This window comes from Pseudoxanthomonas sp. OG2, assembly GCF_014192765.1.
GTDB lineage: Bacteria > Pseudomonadota > Gammaproteobacteria > Xanthomonadales > Xanthomonadaceae > Pseudoxanthomonas_A > Pseudoxanthomonas_A beigongshangi.
The window spans coordinates 637,987-654,292 of the sequence record NZ_JACHYM010000001.1; the positions used below are offsets into that span (position 1 = coordinate 637,987).

13 protein-coding genes are annotated in these 16,306 nt (G+C 69.8%); 9 read left to right on the forward strand and 4 right to left on the reverse strand.

From position 1 onward, the window contains the following. Positions 1–73: 73 nt before the first annotated feature. Positions 74–1,060, reverse strand: coding sequence for a DedA family protein/thiosulfate sulfurtransferase GlpE (locus tag FHW78_RS02840; RefSeq protein ID WP_183641099.1), 987 nt, complete (start codon positions 1,058–1,060; stop codon positions 74–76). A 173-nt stretch (positions 1,061–1,233) separates the two neighbouring features. On the opposite strand from FHW78_RS02840, the gene FHW78_RS02845 reads away from it, so the two are divergent. After that, positions 1,234–1,584: a hypothetical protein gene (locus FHW78_RS02845; protein ID WP_183637440.1), complete on the forward strand. Its 351-nt coding sequence runs from the start codon at positions 1,234–1,236 to the stop codon at positions 1,582–1,584. Here FHW78_RS02845 and FHW78_RS02850 read toward each other — a convergent pair. Then, the gene (locus tag FHW78_RS02850; protein WP_343205566.1) at positions 1,569–2,252 is read right to left on the reverse strand and encodes a phosphatase PAP2 family protein; all 684 of its coding nucleotides are present in this window, start codon (positions 2,250–2,252) and stop codon (positions 1,569–1,571) included. The two genes, FHW78_RS02845 and FHW78_RS02850, sit on opposite strands and share 16 nt — an antisense overlap. A gap of 4 nt (positions 2,253–2,256) precedes the next feature. After that, the gene (gene ispG / locus FHW78_RS02855) at positions 2,257–3,522 is read right to left on the reverse strand and encodes a flavodoxin-dependent (E)-4-hydroxy-3-methylbut-2-enyl-diphosphate synthase (RefSeq protein ID WP_183637443.1); all 1,266 of its coding nucleotides are present in this window, start codon (positions 3,520–3,522) and stop codon (positions 2,257–2,259) included. Positions 3,523–3,646: 124 nt separating this feature from the next. Here ispG and FHW78_RS02860 point away from each other — a divergent pair, with 124 nt between their 5' ends. From FHW78_RS02860 to FHW78_RS02875, 4 genes are all read left to right on the forward strand, one after another. After that, positions 3,647–4,870, forward strand: a complete 1,224-nt coding sequence (locus FHW78_RS02860) for an ATP-binding protein (RefSeq protein WP_183637445.1) — start codon at positions 3,647–3,649, stop codon at positions 4,868–4,870. Beyond that, positions 4,867–5,409 carry a response regulator transcription factor gene (locus FHW78_RS02865; protein WP_141452386.1) on the forward strand — a complete coding sequence of 181 codons (543 nt, stop codon included), beginning with the start codon at positions 4,867–4,869 and terminating at the stop codon, positions 5,407–5,409. The genes FHW78_RS02860 and FHW78_RS02865 overlap by 4 nt, the downstream gene beginning before the upstream one ends. A 189-nt stretch (positions 5,410–5,598) precedes the next feature. Then, complete coding sequence (xseA, locus tag FHW78_RS02870; protein WP_183637447.1) at positions 5,599–6,927, forward strand: exodeoxyribonuclease VII large subunit; 1,329 nt, start codon at positions 5,599–5,601, stop codon at positions 6,925–6,927. A gap of 135 nt (positions 6,928–7,062) precedes the next feature. Further along, the gene (locus FHW78_RS02875) at positions 7,063–8,868 is read left to right on the forward strand and encodes a VWA domain-containing protein (RefSeq protein ID WP_183637449.1); all 1,806 of its coding nucleotides are present in this window, start codon (positions 7,063–7,065) and stop codon (positions 8,866–8,868) included. Positions 8,869–8,975: 107 nt separating this feature from the next. Here the strand turns inward: FHW78_RS02875 and FHW78_RS02880 are convergent, their stop codons facing one another. Next, on the reverse strand, positions 8,976–11,867 hold the full coding sequence (locus FHW78_RS02880) for an EAL domain-containing protein (protein ID WP_343205527.1): 2,892 nt from the start codon (positions 11,865–11,867) through the stop codon (positions 8,976–8,978). A gap of 263 nt (positions 11,868–12,130) precedes the next feature. On the opposite strand from FHW78_RS02880, the gene FHW78_RS02885 reads away from it, so the two are divergent. The 4 genes from FHW78_RS02885 to FHW78_RS02900 all read left to right on the forward strand — a co-directional run bounded on the left by FHW78_RS02885 (position 12,131) and on the right by FHW78_RS02900 (position 16,296). Beyond that, entirely contained in the window at positions 12,131–12,685 is a 555-nt protein-coding gene (locus tag FHW78_RS02885) for an RNA polymerase sigma factor (RefSeq protein ID WP_183641104.1), read from the forward strand. Further along, positions 12,682–13,797 (forward strand): hypothetical protein, encoded by a 1,116-nt coding sequence (locus tag FHW78_RS02890; protein ID WP_183637453.1) that lies wholly within the window; start codon positions 12,682–12,684, stop codon positions 13,795–13,797. The genes FHW78_RS02885 and FHW78_RS02890 overlap by 4 nt, the downstream gene beginning before the upstream one ends. Continuing rightward, on the forward strand, positions 13,794–14,390 hold the full coding sequence (locus tag FHW78_RS02895; RefSeq protein ID WP_183637455.1) for a YigZ family protein: 597 nt from the start codon (positions 13,794–13,796) through the stop codon (positions 14,388–14,390). The genes FHW78_RS02890 and FHW78_RS02895 overlap by 4 nt, the downstream gene beginning before the upstream one ends. 109 nt (positions 14,391–14,499) lie before the next feature. Further along, positions 14,500–16,296 (forward strand): ABC transporter transmembrane domain-containing protein, encoded by a 1,797-nt coding sequence (locus FHW78_RS02900; protein WP_183637458.1) that lies wholly within the window; start codon positions 14,500–14,502, stop codon positions 16,294–16,296. The last annotated feature ends 10 nt before the right edge of the window (positions 16,297–16,306 follow it).

Here is a 16,306-nt window from a genome sequence, read left to right on the forward strand (position 1 = left end):
GACGCCGAGGTCAAGAGCTCGCGCCGGGGACGGCGCTCCTACCCTGTCCCGTCATCCCGAATCTCCAATCCAGTCACCCCGTCATCCCCAATCTCGAATCCCCAATCCCGAACGTCCCCTCGCCGCCGATCGGCGCGACCGGCAATCCCGCCGCGCGCCAGGCGTCGATGCCACCGCGCAGCGGAACCGCGTCGAGATAGCCGCGCCGGCGCAGCTGGCCGGCCAGCCAGGCCGCGGACACCTCGTCCGGGCAGGCGCAGTAGATGACAACCCTGCGATCACGCGGCACGGTCGCCATGATGTCATCCAGCCTGCGCTCGTCGGCGAAGACCGCGCCGGGAATGATGAAGGGGTCGACATCGCGGAAACCCGGCGCGCGGATGTCCAGGATTGCCGGTGCCTGCCCCGCGCGCACCAGCGCGTCCAGCGCGGCCGGTTCGATGCGCGCGGCTTCCAGCATCCGGAACAGCGCGCGCCGGCGCCACCAGCGATAGCCGACGTACAGGACCAGCCCCGCCGCCACCAGCGCCAGCGCGCCGACGCCCAGTTGCGACAGCGCCAGCAGCACGCCTTCCACCTGGCGGGAGAAGATCACGCCCAGCGCCAGCCCCACCGTCGCCCACAGCGCCGCGCCCAGCCCGTCATAGCGCAGGAACCGCGGCAGGCCCGCTTGCATCGCACCGGCCAGCGGCACCGCGACCATCGACAGGCCGGGCACGAACTTGGCCACCGCCAGCACGCGGATGCCGAAGCGGCCGTAGACGCGTTCGGTCTGCTTCATGCAACTGTCGCGCGACAGCGACAGCCGGCACAGCGATTGCAGGGTGCGGTTGCCGTAGCGGCGGCCGGCAAAGAACCACGCGGCGTCGCCCAGCAGGCTGGCCGAGACGGAGACCGCGAGCACGCCAAGCAGCGCCGGCCACGCCGGATCCGCGTGCAGGGCGATGCCCGCCCCCACCACGATCAGGGTCGGCATCGCCGGCACCGGCAAGCCCAGCGACAGCGCCAGCACGTTGACGAACACCAGTCCGACGCCGAACCGCTCGACCAGCTCCTGCATATCGGTATCCATCCGCGCCACGCGGTATTTGCACAGGCCGCCATCCTCCCGCCGCGCGCGGACAACCACAAGCCGGGCGGATCGCAACAATCCGTTACGTTCTGCGCCCGCCGGCTTGCGACGCCACCAGCGGTTCTCCTAGTCTGGAGGCGGTCAGCAGGGAGGGAGCGCCGATGACCAGCCGATTCGCGAGCGTCACCCCCTTGGTGCCGGCCGGGCCGTCCCTGGCCGAAGCGCTGGATTTCTATGTCGGCCGAATGGGCTTCCACGCGCTCTGGCAGGAAGGCGACATGGCCGGCATCGAACGCGACGGCATCGGCTTCCACCTGGTCCGCAACAACGAACCGCTGTGGGCGCGCAACGCCAGCTTCAGCATCGGGGTGGCCGGACTGGACGCGCTGTACGCGGAGTACCGCGATCTGCCCGCGCAGATCGGGCCACTGGAAATGAAGTCGTGGGGCCGGCGCGAGTTCCACCTGATCGTGCCGCCGGGGGTGTGCTTCCAGTTCTACGAGTTCGCCTGAGCGACGCGCTTCCACGGCCCGCCGTTGCGGTACAGCACGATATACAGGCCGGCCACCCAGGCCATGCCCGCGGCCCAGCCACCCAGGATGTCCGAGGGGTAATGCACGCCCAGGTAGACCCGGGACAGGCCGACCAGCAGGACGAAGGCGAGCGCGGCCAGCGCCGCCGGCCAGCGCCAGCGGGTGCGCCAGGCCAGCAGGAACACCACCATCGCCAGGGTCATCGACCCCATCGCGTGCCCACTCGGGAAACTGAAGGTGTGCTCGGGCGCGATCGAATCCCACAGCGACGGCCGGTCGCGCTGGAAGAACTGCTTGGTCGCCAGGTTCAGCAGCGCCGAACCGATGAACGAGGACGCCGCGAACAACGCCTCGCGCCAGCGCCGCCAGGCCAGCAGGCCCAGCACGATAGCGATGTCGACCGGGATCACCCCGTACTGGTAGCCGGCCGCCGACACGCCGACGAAGAAGCGATCCAGCGCCGGCGACGCCAGCGCGTGCATCCGCCACAGCAGCGGATCGTCGAAGAAGAAGTTCTCCAGTTCGTGGACTTCGTCGGCCAGTTCCACGAACAGCCACAGCGGCGCCAGCACACCGGCGAACAGCAGCAGCATCCGCAGGCCGCGCTCGCGCAACAATTCGAGCAGGGCGTTCAGCCCCTGGGCCAGGACCTCAGACGGCGCCACGCGCGTACTTGCGTTCGACGTAGCCGTCGATCAGGGCGATGAATTCCTGGGCGATGTTCTCGCCGCGCAGGGTCACCGCCTTCTCGCCGTCGATGAACACCGGTGCGGCCGGGGCCTCGCCGGTGCCCGGGAGGGAAATGCCGATGTTGGCGTGGCGCGATTCGCCGGGACCGTTCACCACGCAGCCCATCACCGCCAGGGTCATGTTCTCCGCGCCGGGGTGGCTGATCTTCCATTCCGGCATCTTGCCGCGCACATGGTTCTGCACCACCTTGGCCAGTTCCTGGAAGAACTCCGACGTGGTGCGGCCACAGCCCGGGCAGGCGGTGACCATCGGGGTGAAGGCGCGCTGGCCGGTGGTCTGCAGCAGTTCCTGCGCGACGATCACTTCCTGCGTGCGCGACTGGCCCGGCTCGGGCGTGAGCGAAATGCGGATGGTGTCGCCGATGCCCTCCTGCAGCAGCACCGACAGCGCCGCCGCCGAGGCGACGATGCCCTTGCTGCCGATGCCGGCCTCGGTCAGGCCCAGGTGCAGGGCGAACTCCGAGCGCTGCGACATGTCGCGATACACCGCAATCAGTTCCTGCACGCCGCTGACCTTGGCCGACAGCACGATGCGATCGCGCGGCAGGCCCAGATCCACGGCGCGCTCGGCCGAATCCACCGCCGAGCGGATCAGCGCTTCGCGCAGCACCCGGCCGGCGTCCCAAGGCTGCTCGCGCTGGTGGTTCTCGTCCATCAGCTGTGCGGCCAGCGCCTGGTCCAGGGATCCCCAGTTGGCGCCGATCCGCACCGGCTTGCCGTAGCGGATGGCGAATTCGATCAACTGGGCGAACTGGGTGTCCTTCTTCTTGCCGAAGCCGACGTTGCCCGGATTGATGCGGTACTTGGCCAATGCCTCGGCGCAGGCAGGTTCGCCGGCCAGCAACTGGTGGCCGTTGTAATGGAAATCGCCGATCAGCGGCACCGTAATCCCCATCATCTCCAGCTTCTCGCGGATGCGCGGGATGGCGGCGGCGGATTCGGGATTGTTGACGGTCAGCCGGACCATTTCCGAACCGGCGCGCCAGAGCTCGGCCACCTGGCGGACGCTGCCGGCGATATCGGCGGTGTCGGTGTTGGTCATCGACTGCACCACCACCGGTTGCCCGCCACCAACCTTCACTCCGCCGATATCGACGGCATGGGTGATGCGGCGGGGCCAGGCGGCGGCGTTGGCGGGGGGCGTGGGGCGGCTGACGGCGTCGTGCATGACGCCCATTTTAGACCGGGAACCGGGTCGGGCAGCGCCCGTCGGCACGCTGCCGTTCACCCGACGCGCTCCGGACCGCCGTCCACCGGATGGCCGCGCTTGCGGCATCGTCTAGCATGTCGGCATGCCGATCTCCTCTCCCAGCTTCCTGCGGACCCTGTGCAACCTGCGCTGGGTCGCCATCATCGGCCAGGCCGTGGCCGTCCTGGTCGCCACCGAGCTGATGCACATACCGCTGCCGGTCGCGCCGCTGTGGGGCGGCATCGGCCTGCTGGCCGCGTTCAACGTCTACGCCACCTGGCGCAGCCACCGGCTGGCGCCGGATTCGGCCGGGGTGGCGTTCCTGCACATGCTGGTCGACGTGGCGGTGCTGGCCTGGCTGGTGGGCTGGAGCGGCGGCATCACCAACCCGTTCAGCCCGATGTTCCTGTTGCTGATCGCGGTGGCCGCGCTGGCCCTGCCGCTGCGCTGGGTGCTGGCCACCGCCGCCGCCTCGCTGGTGGGCTATGCGCTGATGGCGGTGTTCGGCCGGCCCCTGCCGGCTTTCCACGGCAATGCGTTCAACCTGCACCTGTGGGGCATGGCGGTGAACTTCCTGCTGTCGGTCGGCGTGGTGCTGTACTTCTCCACCCGCCTGGTGGCCGCGCTGCGCCAGCGCGAACGCGAGCTGGCGGTGCTGCGCGAACGCTTCGCCCGCAACGAAGGCATCGTCGCCCTGGCCACCCACGCCGCGGCGGTCGCGCACGAACTCAACACCCCGCTGGCGACGATGACCCTGCTGAGCGAGGAGATCGCCGAGCAGTGCGACGACGAGGCCATCCGCGAAGACGCCACCACCCTGCGCGAACTGGTGGACATCTGCCGCGACCGCGTGCGCGAGCTGGCCGCCTCCGCCGAGATGGGCCGCAACACCGGCGCGGACCTGGAGCGCGTCATCCACCGCTGGCAACTGGTACGCCCGACCATCGAACTGCAACGCGAGGGCGAACTGCCGCCGCGGCTGCGGGTGGATCCCTCGATCGGCCACCTGTTGCAGGCACTGCTCAACAACGCCGCCGACGCCAGCCAGCAGGCCGGTTCCACCCGGGTGGAACTGCGCTTGCGCTGCGATGGCGGCGAACTGATCGGCGAAGTGCGCGACGAGGGCGACGGCTTCCAGGACACCCTGCGCTTCCAATCCGATACCCTGTTCCGCAGCACCAAGCCCGATGGCATGGGCGTGGGACTGGCGCTCTCGCACGCGACGGTCGAACGCCTGGGCGGTTCGCTGACCCTGCAGACCGCCTCGCCACGCGGCGTGCGGGTCAGGTTCCGTCTGCCGTTGCGCGGCACCAAGGATTTCCCATGAACGGCCTGTTGATCGACGACGACGAACTGTACGCCCGCACCCTCCAGCGCAGCCTCGCGCGGCGCGGTATCGAGACCCGCATCGCCCTGGATCCCCGCGAGGCGCTGCGCCTGGCGCGTGAGCAGGCGCCCGACTTCGCCCTGGTCGATCTGAAGCTGGGCGAATCGTCCGGCCTGACCCTGATCGAACCGCTGCGCGCATTGCGTCCGGACATGCGGATCCTGCTGGTGACCGGCTACGCGAGCGTGGCCACGGCGGTGGAGTCGATCAAGCGCGGCGCCGACGACTATCTGCCCAAGCCGGCCTCGCTGTCGTCGATCCTGCGCGCGCTCGGCATCGAGCAGAAGAGCGAGCCGCTGGAGCCCGAGGAAACCATGACCCCGCTGCACCGGCTGGAGTGGGAGCATATCCAGCAGGCGCTGGCGGAGACGGATGGCAATATTTCCGCCGCCGCGCGTCTGTTGGGCATGCACCGGCGATCATTGCAGCGCAAGCTGCTGAAACGCCCCGGCCCCGAACGCCGACAGGTCGACGAGTAGAGCGGAGCTTGCTCCGCTGCCGTGGCGTTTGCTTTTGCCTTTCGCTTTCATCCGGAATGGCTATCGGGTGCCAGCGCGCAAACTGGTGGCGCACAAGGTGAAAAGACAAAAAACCGAGCCACCGCAGCGGAGCAGGCTCCGCTCCACGCCGGGTTTATGAAACCGCGCTGCTGCGCTACGGTATGCCCCATGCAAGACCCCGCCCGCGACGTCCTCACCCCCAGCCAGCTCAACACCCTGGCCCGCGACCTCCTCGAAGGCGCGTTCCCGCTGATCTGGGTGGAAGGCGAACTCGGCAATGTCACCCGTCCCGCCTCCGGACACCTGTACTTCACCCTCAAGGATGCCCGCGCACAGGTCCGCTGCGCGATGTTCAAGCCCAAGAGCCAGTGGCTGCGGTTCGTTCCTCGCGAAGGGCTGCGGGTGCTCGCGCGCGGCCGGTTGACCCTGTACGAAGCACGCGGCGATTACCAATTGGTCATCGACCATGTGGAAGAAGCCGGCGAAGGCGCACTGCGGCGGGCGTTCGAAGCACTGAAGGCCAGGCTCGCGGCCGAGGGGCTGTTCGATGAAGGCCGAAAACGCGCCCTGCCCGCGCACCCGCGCCGGCTGGCGGTCATCACCTCGCCCAGCGGCGCGGCGGTGCGCGACGTGCTGAGCGTGCTGGGCCGGCGCTTTCCGTTGCTGGAAGTGGACATCCTGCCGGTGCAGGTCCAGGGCGAGGCCGCGCCCGCGCAGATCGTATCGATGCTCCGGCGCGCCGCTGACAGCGGCCGCTACGACACGGTCCTGGTGACCCGCGGCGGGGGTTCGCTGGAGGACCTGTGGGCCTTCAACGACGAACAGTTGGCGCGCGCGATCGCCGCATCCCCCGTACCGGTGGTGTCCGCGGTCGGCCACGAGACCGACTTCACCCTGGCCGACTTCGCAGCCGATCTGCGCGCGCCCACGCCGTCGGTCGCGGCCGAACTGCTGGTGCCGGACGTTCGCGATCTCGCGACCCGCCTGCGCACCTTGCAGCGACGCCTGCTCGATCTGCAACGCCACCTCCTGCGCCAGGCCATGCAGCGCGCCGACCGCGCCGCGCTGCGCCTGAACGCGCTGCGCCCGCAGGCACGCCTGGCGCTGATCCGCCGCCGCCAGGACGAGGCGATGCGGCGCCTGCAGGCACTGTGGCGCGAACGTTCCGAACAGAAGCGCGCACGATTGCGCCATGCCGCGGCCGTCCTGCGCGCCGCGCAACCGCAGCGCCAACTGGCGCAACTGCGCGCGCGGCTGGAAGCGCTGCGCGTTCGCCCGCAAGCCGCGGTGGCCCGCCAGTTGCAGCGCGACGCCCTGCGGTTGCGCGGACTGGCCCGTTCGCTGGAAGCGGTAAGTCCGCTGGCGACGGTGGCACGCGGTTACGCCATCGTCACCCGGGACGACGGTGCGCTGGTGCGCTCGGTCGCGCAGGTACAGCCGGGCGATACCGTGCAGGCCCGCCTGGCCGATGGTGATCTGAAACTGCGCGTCGAGTAGCGCGCCTGGTCCGCGGCGTTGGCCGGGCCGGCCTTGGGTCTGCCCACCCCACTGTCTTCCCGTTCCGCCAATCGGCCTCAACCCCGTTTTTCTTCCGCGTGCGTTTGACCTTCCCGACCCATCGGGAGAATCGCCATGCGCCACGCTCGCCCCAGCCTCACCCTGCTCGCCGTCGCCCTGCTCGCCGCCTGCCAGTCGCAGCCGGTGGCGGAGTCCCCGTCGTCCGCCTCCTCCAGCCCCGGTAACGCCGACATCACCGCGAACCTGGCCGAGGCCGAGGCGTCTGCCGCCGCCGACGCGGCGGCCACCAGCGCCACCCTGGACACGGTCCGGGTCCGTCAACAGGCCGGTGCCCGGCCGCGAACCGAGTACGGTCGCCCCATCCCCAGGGCGGCCGCCGCGCCTCCCCCGCCCGCCGCGATGAAAATGAGTGCCGGGTACGCAGCGTTGCGAAGCCCTGGGCTCGTCTCCTCGTCAGAGCCGGCCAACACCGAACGCTACGCCGCGCGCGACGACAACCCGGTCCACCGCGCCAGCGAGCAGCCGGTGTCGACCTTCTCCATCGACGTGGACACCGGCAGCTACAGCAACGTGCGGCGGATGCTGCGCGACGGCGTCCGTCCTCCCGCCGACGCGGTGCGCGCGGAGGAGTTCATCAACTACTTCGACTATCACCATCCGGCGCCGGCCAACCGCGACACCCCGTTTCGGGTGACCACCGAACTCGCCGCCGCGCCCTGGAACAGCAAGCGCCAGATCCTGATGGTCGGCATCAAGGGCTACGACGTGCCCAAGGCGACCCTGCCGCCCGCCAACCTGGTGCTCCTGATCGACACCTCCGGCTCGATGGATTCGCCGGACAAGCTGCCGCTGCTGAAGCAGGCATTCGCGCAACTGGTGCCGCAGCTGCGCGCGCAGGATCGCGTGTCGGTGGTGGTCTATGCCGGCTCCGCGGGACTGGTGCTGCCGCCTACCCCGGGCAACCGCCACGACGAGATCCTCGGCGCGCTGGATCGCCTGCAGGCCGGCGGTTCGACCAACGGCGGCGACGGCATCCGGCTGGCCTACGCGATGGCCAAGCAGGCGTTCGTGAAGGACGGCGTCAACCGGGTAATCCTGGCCACCGACGGCGATTTCAACGTCGGTACCGTGGATCAGGACGCGCTGGAGACGCTGGTCGGGGACCGGCGCAAGTCAGGTATCGCGTTGACCACCCTGGGCTTCGGCCAGGGCAATTACAACGACGCGATGGCCGAGCGCCTGGCCGACGTGGGCGACGGCAACCATGCCTACATCGATACCCTGCAGGAGGCGCGCAAGGTGCTGGTGGAGGAAATGCAGTCCACCCTGCTGACCATCGCCCGCGACGTGAAGATCCAGATCGAGTTCAATCCGGCCTACGTCTCCGAGTACCGCCTGATCGGTTACGAAAACCGCCTGCTCAAGCGCGAGGACTTCGCCAACGACAAGGTCGACGCCGGTGATATCGGCGCGGGCCACGAAGTCACCGCGCTGTACGAGATCACGCCCGCCGGTTCCGGCGCCGATCGCCTGCCGCCGCTGCGCTATGGCCAGGCCGGTTCCGCAGCCGCATCGCGTGGCGTGGCCGGTGGCGAGATCGCCCACCTGCAACTGCGCTACAAACCGCCGGGCCAGGAGACCAGCCGCCTGATCGCGACGCCAATCCGGGCCGATGCCCTCAGCCAGAAACCCAGCGAAGGCTTCCGCTTCGCCACCGCGGTGGCGGCGTACGCCGATCTGCTGCGCGGCGGGCAGCACATCGACAACTGGAGCTGGGCCCAGGTGCTGGCCGCCGCGCGCGGTGCCGAAGGTTCGGATCGGTTCGGCCTTCGCCGCGAATTCACCGGCATGGTGGAACAGGCCCGGCAACTCGCCACGGCGCAGGCGACGGACATCCCCGCCATCGCCGCCGGCGAATAGGGAAAAACATCCCGCTGGTCAGGAGCGCCGTCCCGGCGCGAACTCTCCCGGGACGGCGAAGCGAATGGCTTGATTCAATCCTGGCGGTGGACGGCGCTGTCCGCCGTTCAGCGCGCGCCCATGTGCGCGGCGGGCCGTCCCAGCAGGTAGCCCTGGCCGAAGTTGCAGCCCAATTCCAGCAAGGCGCCGCGCTGCTCCTCGGTCTCGATGCCCTCGGCGATGGTGTCGATGCCCAGGGTGCTGGCCAGCGCGAGGATGGCGCGGACCAGGCCGGGACTCTCGGGCCGGGTTTCGTCGCCGATGCCCGCCACGAAACTGCGATCGATCTTCAGTACCGAGATCGGAAAACGGTGCAGGTACGACAGCGCCGAGAAACCGGTGCCGAAGTCGTCGAGCTGCGCCAGGATGCCGTGCTCGCGCAACGTGCTGAGGATGCGCAGGGTGCGCGGCGCGTCGTCGAGCAGCGCCACCTCCGTGATTTCCACCCGCAACCGCGCCGGATCCGCGCCCTGGGCCTCGAACAACGCCAGCAGGCGGTCGGCGAAATCCGGCGAGCGGAAATGCCGTGGCGACACATTGACCGACACGTAGCCCTCGCCGCCGCGCGCGATCTGGTTCACCACCTGTTCGTAGATCAGCCAATCGACCTGTTCGATCAGTCCGCTGTCCTCGCCCAGGCTGATGAACTCGGCCGGCGCCAGCAATCCGCGCCGCTCGTGCTGCCAGCGCAGCAGCGCCTCGTAGCCGACCACCTCGCCGTCGTCCAGCCGCAGGATCGGCTGGTAGTACGGCACGAAATCGCGGTTGTTGATCGCGCGCCGCAGGTCCGCCTGCAGGTCCAGGCTGTGCATCGCCGCCTCGCGCATGGCCTCGTCGAACATCGCGCAGCGATCACGTCCCTGCTCCTTGGCCCGGTACATCGCCGCGTCGGCGTCGCGCAGCAGTTCCTCGCCGTTGCGGTAGCGCGGATGCCAGACCGCGATGCCGAGGCTGGCCGAGGGATACAGTTCGCGCCCGGCCACCCACATCGGCCGGCTCAGCACCGCCAGCAAGCGCTGCGCCAGCTCGCGGATGTTCTCCTCGCCGTCGGCGTACTCCATCAGGATGGCGAACTCGTCGCCGCCCAGACGCGAGACCACGTCGCTGCCGCGCACGGTCATGGTGATGCGGCGTGCCACCTCGATCAGCAGTTCGTCGCCGGCCGCGTGGCCGATGCTGTCGTTGACCAGCTTGAAGCGATCCAGATCGAGGAACAGCACCGCGAACGCCTGGCCGTCGCCATGGCGGGCACGTTCGATGGCCGCGGACAGCCGATCCAGCAGGTGCGGCCGGTTCGGCAGTCCGGTGAGCGCGTCGTGGGTGGCCTGGTAGGTCAGGCGTTGTTCGGCGCGCAGGCGTTCGTTGATCTGGGCGCGCAACTGGGTGTTGGCGTCGGCCAGTTCGCGGGTCCGTTCCTCCACCCGCCGTTCCAGCTCGGCGTGCGCGGCGCGCAGGTTCTCCTGCGCGCGCTGCCGGCCCAGGCCGTTGCCGATGTTGTGGGCGACGAAGTTCAGCAGGCTCTGGTCGTGCTGGGTGAACTTCACCTCCGGCGAATAACTCTGCACCACCACCACGCCCTGCACATCGTCGCCCTGGAACAGCGGCACGCCCAGCCAGCTGTGGGCCGGCGGTCCGTGCTGGACGACCTTGCCCTCGCCGCTGAGTTGGGCGATGACGGCGCGGTCGGCCAATAGCGGCTTTCCGGTCTCGATGACGTATTCGGTCAGGCCGTTGCCGATCCGGCGCGACCGCCGCAGTGGGTCGCGCTCGTCGATCGAGTAGGGGAACGTCAGGGTCTGCCTGTCCTCGCTGAGCAGCGCGATGTAGAAATTGCGCGCGTCGATCAACTCGTCCACCACCGCGTGCACGTCCGCGTAGAAGCGCTCCAGGCTCTCGGAAGTGATGGCGAGATCGGCGATCCGGAACAGCGCGCTCTGCAGTTTCTCCGCGCGCTTGCGCTCGATGATTTCGGCTTGCAGCTCGCGGTTGGCGCGCTGCAGTTCGTGGGTGCGCGCTTCCACCCGGTGTTCCAGGTCCGCGTGCGCGTGCTTGCGATCCAGCGCGGTGAGGATGTGCTGGGCCACGTAGCCCAGCAGCGCGCGATCCTCGTCGGCGTAGCTGGCCGGAGTGTCGTAGCTCTGCACCACAATGGCGCCGCACACGCGATCGTCGCGGCGCATCGGCACGCCCAGCCAGTCCAGGCTGTCCGGGCCGTGGCTGGGATCGCGGATGACCCCCAGTTTCTGCCGGATCACCGCCGAAGGTCCGCGCAACGGCTGGCCGTGGCGCAGCAGCGCGAAGGTCATGCTGTTGGCCATTTCCTCTTCGGTGAACTCGCGCTCCGGCTCGGCGACGTAGGCGTCCTTCTGGTCGGCGAAATACAGGAAGCGGATGGTCCGGCGCTGGTCGTCGTAGGAAACGATGTAGCAGTTCTCCGCGTACATCAGCGAATTCACCACCGCGTGGATGCGGCGGAGCATCTCGCTCATCTCCAGCCCGGTGCCGGCCAGATCGGCGATTTCGTACAGCGCCTGCTGCAGGCGCTTGGATTTTTCCAGCGAAACGATCCGGGCATGCGCGCGCGCCGTTTCCAGGGTCGCGCCGATCATCGCCTTGGCCAGCCGGCACCAGGAGTCACGCCTCGCCTCGGGCACCGGTTGCGGCAATGCCACCGCCAACGCCATCCGCGCGTTGCCGTCCGCGTTTTCCCAGGCCAGCAGCCAGCCATCTTCCGGGTCGACCGGCGAACCCTCGCCCAGTGCGTGTTCGGCGCGCCGGCGCAGGCCGGCGGAGGCTTCGACCGTGGCGACGCCGCCCGCGCCCAGCGCCCAGTCGCGCCAGCTGATCGCCAGTTCGGCGCCTGGCGGCAGGCCTTCCAGCAGCACGCCCAGGATCCGTTCGGGTGCCACCGCCTCTCCTTCGCCGGGCAAGGTGCCGACACGCTCGTTCTGGCTGGGCACCCCGGTTCCGGACAGCATTGGCTTCAAAATGAAAGTTCCCCGTGCCGAGCATAACGCCAATGCGGTCCGTGAACGGCAACCCGCGCCACAAACTCCGGTGCGAACCCCGCAATGGCCGTCCATCCGTTTTCACGGACATGCATTTCGTTCCGGTCCCCGCCCTGCTTTCCGATGCGCCCCGCCCTGCGCCGGATGCGTTTTCGTTCAGCAACCTGACGCTCGGCCGCTTCCCGGAAAAGCGCGAAGCCCTTACGCTGATCGCAGTGAACGACGCCGCCGAACCCGCCGATGAAGCATTGATGCTGGCCTATGCCGCCGGCGATGCATCGGCTTTCGAGCGGCTCTACGCCCGCCACCGGGGACCGCTGTACCGGTTCCTGCTGCGCAATCTGCGCGACGGCGCGTTGGCGGACGAGTTTTTCCAGGATGTCTGGCAGCGGGTCATCAGTGCGCGCCAGGGTTGGAAACCGGAGGCGGCCTTCACCACCTGGCTGTTCCGGATCGCCCACAATCGCCTGAACGACCATTGGCGGGCCGCCCGCCATCGCCCGCCGGCCCCCGAGGACGCGGACGAGCGCACCGCGCGGGTGCCGGATCCGGACACGCCCGAGCGGCAGCTCTCCGAGTTCGAGCAGCGGCGGCGGCTGCAGATGGCGTTGTCCGAACTTCCCGAGGACCAGCGCCAGGTGGTGCAGTTGCGACTGGAACAGGAACTGAGCCTGGAGGAAATCGGCGACATCACCGGCGTGGGTCGGGAAACCGTCAAATCGCGGCTGCGCTACGCGATGGACAAGTTGCGCGCGAGACTGAACGAATGAACCGCCGTCCCCCCGAACCGTTGAATGCCGAAGAACGCCAGCTGGCCGATCAGCTGGCGCGGCTGGGGCCGCACGGCGAGCCCTCGCCCACCCTCGATGCCCGCATCCTGACGGCCGCGCACGACGCGGTGGTGGCCCGTCCGGCCACGCGGCGCAAACCGCGCTGGCCCGTGGCGATGGGCCTGGCCGCCAGCGCCCTGCTCGCGGTGGGCATCGCATGGCAGCTTCGGCCGGTCGACGAAATCCCCTCGGCGGAGCAGACCGCGCTGCCCGAGGCTCGCCTCGTGATCGCCGACGAACCCCAGGCGGCGGACGCCGCGGCCGCCGCGCCGGCCGACGCCCCGCCCGCATCCGCCCGGCAAGTCGCCCCGCCGGCACCGGCCTCGGTCGTGCAGCCACCCACGGTGGCCAAGCCGATGGCCATGCCCCGTCGCGCCCCGGCCGAACGCGTGGCCACGCGCGAAGCCATCCCGCCCGCCAGACGGCAGGCTCCCGCTCCGCAAGCCGCGGCCGAGCCGGCATCCGTACCCGCCGTCGAATACGGCCGCCCGCTGGCCGCGCCGCCTGCGCCCCCCCCGCCTGTCGCCGCGACAGCCCGCGCCGATGCCACCACCCTGGACAGCGTCGCCATGCCACCCGCGACCGTGCAGGCCTATGGAAATGCCAGCAGCGCCGACCGCCCGGGCTTCGTCGCCGATCCGGAAACCACCGCGGCGATTGCCGCCAGTCGCGAAAAGGCGCGCGCCGAACAGGCCCGCGATGCCGCCGACGCGGCCGAGGCCGCCCGTGGCGGCGCGGAGGCGCGCGTGCGGCGCGGACTCGTCGCGCCCAAGCCCGCCACCCAGCCCGCGCCGCCCCCACCCGCGATCACCACCTCGGCCCCGGTCGCGCCGGCACCCGCCAGCGCCACCCGCAACGCGCTCAAGCGCACCGACCTGCAGTTGCCGGTCATCGAAGACACCAAGCTGCCGCCGGAAGACTGGCTGGAACGCATCCGCCTGCGCCGGGACCTGGGCGATCGCGCCAGCGCGACCGACAGCCTGATGCGCTTCAAGCAGAACCATCCCTTCCAGAAGGTTCCCGACGATCTGAAGGAACTGCTGGGCGAATGAGCCACACCCTGGCCGCCCAGGCCTCGCACCTGCTGGAGGTCAAGCACAGCCGGTTCCTGGTCGCCGCCGCGCCGGTGACCAGCCCGGAGGATGCGTTGGCGTTTCTGGCCGACGTCGCCGACCCCGCCGCCACCCACAACTGCTGGGCCTACCGGATCGGCGCCGAGTACCGCTCCAGCGACGACGGCGAACCCGCCGGCACCGCGGGACGCCCCATCCTGGCCGCGATCGACGGCCAGGGCTACGACCAGTTGATGGTGGTGGTGACCCGTTGGTATGGCGGCATCAAGCTGGGCGCCGGTGGCCTGGTCCGCGCGTACGGTGGCGCGGCCGCCGAATGCCTGCGGCTGGCCGAACGCAGGCCGCTGATCGTGATGCGGACGCTGGAACTGGCCGCGCCGTTCGAGGACCTGGGGGCCGTGCATGCCGCCCTGGCCGGATTCGGCGCGGAGAAACTGGACGAGTCCTTCGACGAACACGGTGCCCGCCTGCGCCTGCGCCTGCCGGCAGAACAGGGGGACGCCTTGAAAATCCACCTGCGCGACGCCACCCGTAACCGGGTGCGCTGGTCCGGGCCGGAGCCGGATGCCTGATCGGGATGCCTGATCCGGAAGACACCGGTCACGGGCGAATCCAATCCGGAAGAATTGTGGAAGCGGTCCGGCACCGGACCGCTTCCACAGCGTTTCCTATGGAACCTTCATGAGTGCTGCCCAAGCGCCGGCCGACGCCGGCACCGACGATGCCCGCGCGGCCCGCCCCAAGGCCAAGCTGGGCAGCCTGCGCGCGTTGTGGCCCTTCATCCGCCAGCACGCCGGCCTGTTCACCGCCTGGCTGGTCGCCCTCGCGGTCGCCTCGGCGGCCACCCTGAGCCTGCCGACCGCCTTCAAGCAGATGATCGACCAGGGCTTCGGCGCCGGCGGTGCCGGCATCAACCAGGCCTTCGGCGCGATGTTCGTGGTGGTGGTGGTGCTGGCACTGGCCAGCGCGGCGCGCTTCTATTTCGTCTCGCTGCTGGGCGAGAAGGTGGTGGCGGATCTGCGCCAGCGCCTGTACGCGCACCTGATCGGCCTGGATGCGGAATTCCACGATCGCACCCGCAGCGGCGAACTGCTCTCGCGCCTGTCCGCCGACAGCGAACTGCTGCGCAGCGTGGTCGCCAGCAGCATGTCAGTGGCCCTGCGCAGCAGCGTGACCGTGATCGGCAGCCTGGTGATGCTGTTCGTCACCAGTCCGCGCCTGGCCGGATTCGCGCTGCTGGGCATCCCGCTGGCGGTGCTGCCGATCGTGCTGGGCTCGCGCCGGCTGGGCAAAGCCTCGCGCGCCAGCCAGGACCGGGTGGCCGATGCCAACACGCTGGCCAGCGAAACCCTGGGCGCGGTGCGCACGGTGCAGTCGCACGCGCGTGAAAGCTACGAACGCGGCCGCTTCGACGCCGCGCTGTCGGTGGCGGTGGACACTTCGCGCCGGCGCATCCGCGCCCAGGCCTGGGTGACCGCGGCGGCCATTACCTTGATCTTCGGCACCATCGTGCTGGTCTTGTGGATGGGCGCGCACGACGTGGCCGAGGGCGCGATGACCGCCGGCACGCTGGCCCAGTTCGTCCTCTACGCCCTGATCGGCGGTGGTTCGGTCGGCGCGCTGGCGGAAGTCTGGAACGAGCTGCAGCGCGCGGCCGGCGGCATGGGCCGCATCGCCGAACTGTTCGAGGAAACGCCGCGCATCGCCGCGCCCGCGCGGCCGCGTGCGCTGCCCGAGCCGCTGCATGGCGAGATCCGTTTCGAGCAGGTGGTGTTCCACTACCCGTCGCGCCCGGACCTGCCCGCGCTCGATGGCTTCGACCTGACGGTGAAGCCCGGCGAGACGGTCGCGCTGGTCGGTCCGTCGGGCGCCGGCAAGAGCACCGTGTTCTCCATGCTGCTGCGCTTCCATGACGTGCAGTCCGGCGCGATCCGCGTGGACGGCGTCGATGTGCGCGAGCTGGATCCCACCGGCCTGCGCGAACGGATCGCGCTGGTTCCCCAGCAGCCAACCATCTTCGCCGCCAGCGCGGCCGACAACATCCGCTACGGTCGACTCGACGCCAGCGACGAGCAGGTACGCGCCGCCGCCGAGGCGGCCGAGGCCGACGATTTCCTGCGCGAGCTTCCCGACGGCTTCGACAGCCAATTGGGCGAACGCGGCGCGCGTCTGTCCGGCGGCCAGCAGCAGCGCATTGCGATTGCGCGCGCATTGCTGAAGGACGCGCCGATCCTGCTGCTGGACGAGGCCACCAGCGCGCTCGACGCGCAGAGCGAACGCGCCGTGCAGCATGCGCTGGAACGACTCATGCAGGGCCGCACCACCCTGGTCATCGCCCATCGCCTGGCTACCGTGCTCAAGGCCGATCGCATCGTGGTGATGGATCGCGGCCGCATCGTCGCGCAGGGCACGCACGAGGAACTGCTGGCACAGGATGGCCTGTACGCGGAACTGGCGCGCCTGCAGTTCCTCGACTGAGGATGCCATC

What these genes read in the sequence shown, in the direction of transcription:
- FHW78_RS02895 (WP_183637455.1), top strand. Translation starts at nt 13,794, where the DNA reads ATGAGCCACACCCTGGCCGCCCAGGCCTCGCACCTGCTGGAGGTCAAG.
- xseA (WP_183637447.1), top strand. Translation starts at nt 5,599, where the DNA reads ATGCAAGACCCCGCCCGCGACGTCCTCACCCCCAGCCAGCTCAACACC.
- FHW78_RS02890 (WP_183637453.1), top strand. Translation starts at nt 12,682, where the DNA reads ATGAACCGCCGTCCCCCCGAACCGTTGAATGCCGAAGAACGCCAGCTG.
- FHW78_RS02840 (WP_183641099.1), bottom strand. Translation starts at nt 1,060, where the DNA reads ATGCAGGAGCTGGTCGAGCGGTTCGGCGTCGGACTGGTGTTCGTCAAC.
- FHW78_RS02860 (WP_183637445.1), top strand. Translation starts at nt 3,647, where the DNA reads ATGCCGATCTCCTCTCCCAGCTTCCTGCGGACCCTGTGCAACCTGCGC.
- ispG (WP_183637443.1), bottom strand. Translation starts at nt 3,522, where the DNA reads ATGCACGACGCCGTCAGCCGCCCCACGCCCCCCGCCAACGCCGCCGCC.
- FHW78_RS02900 (WP_183637458.1), top strand. Translation starts at nt 14,500, where the DNA reads ATGAGTGCTGCCCAAGCGCCGGCCGACGCCGGCACCGACGATGCCCGC.
- FHW78_RS02865 (WP_141452386.1), top strand. Translation starts at nt 4,867, where the DNA reads ATGAACGGCCTGTTGATCGACGACGACGAACTGTACGCCCGCACCCTC.
- FHW78_RS02845 (WP_183637440.1), top strand. Translation starts at nt 1,234, where the DNA reads ATGACCAGCCGATTCGCGAGCGTCACCCCCTTGGTGCCGGCCGGGCCG.
- FHW78_RS02875 (WP_183637449.1), top strand. Translation starts at nt 7,063, where the DNA reads ATGCGCCACGCTCGCCCCAGCCTCACCCTGCTCGCCGTCGCCCTGCTC.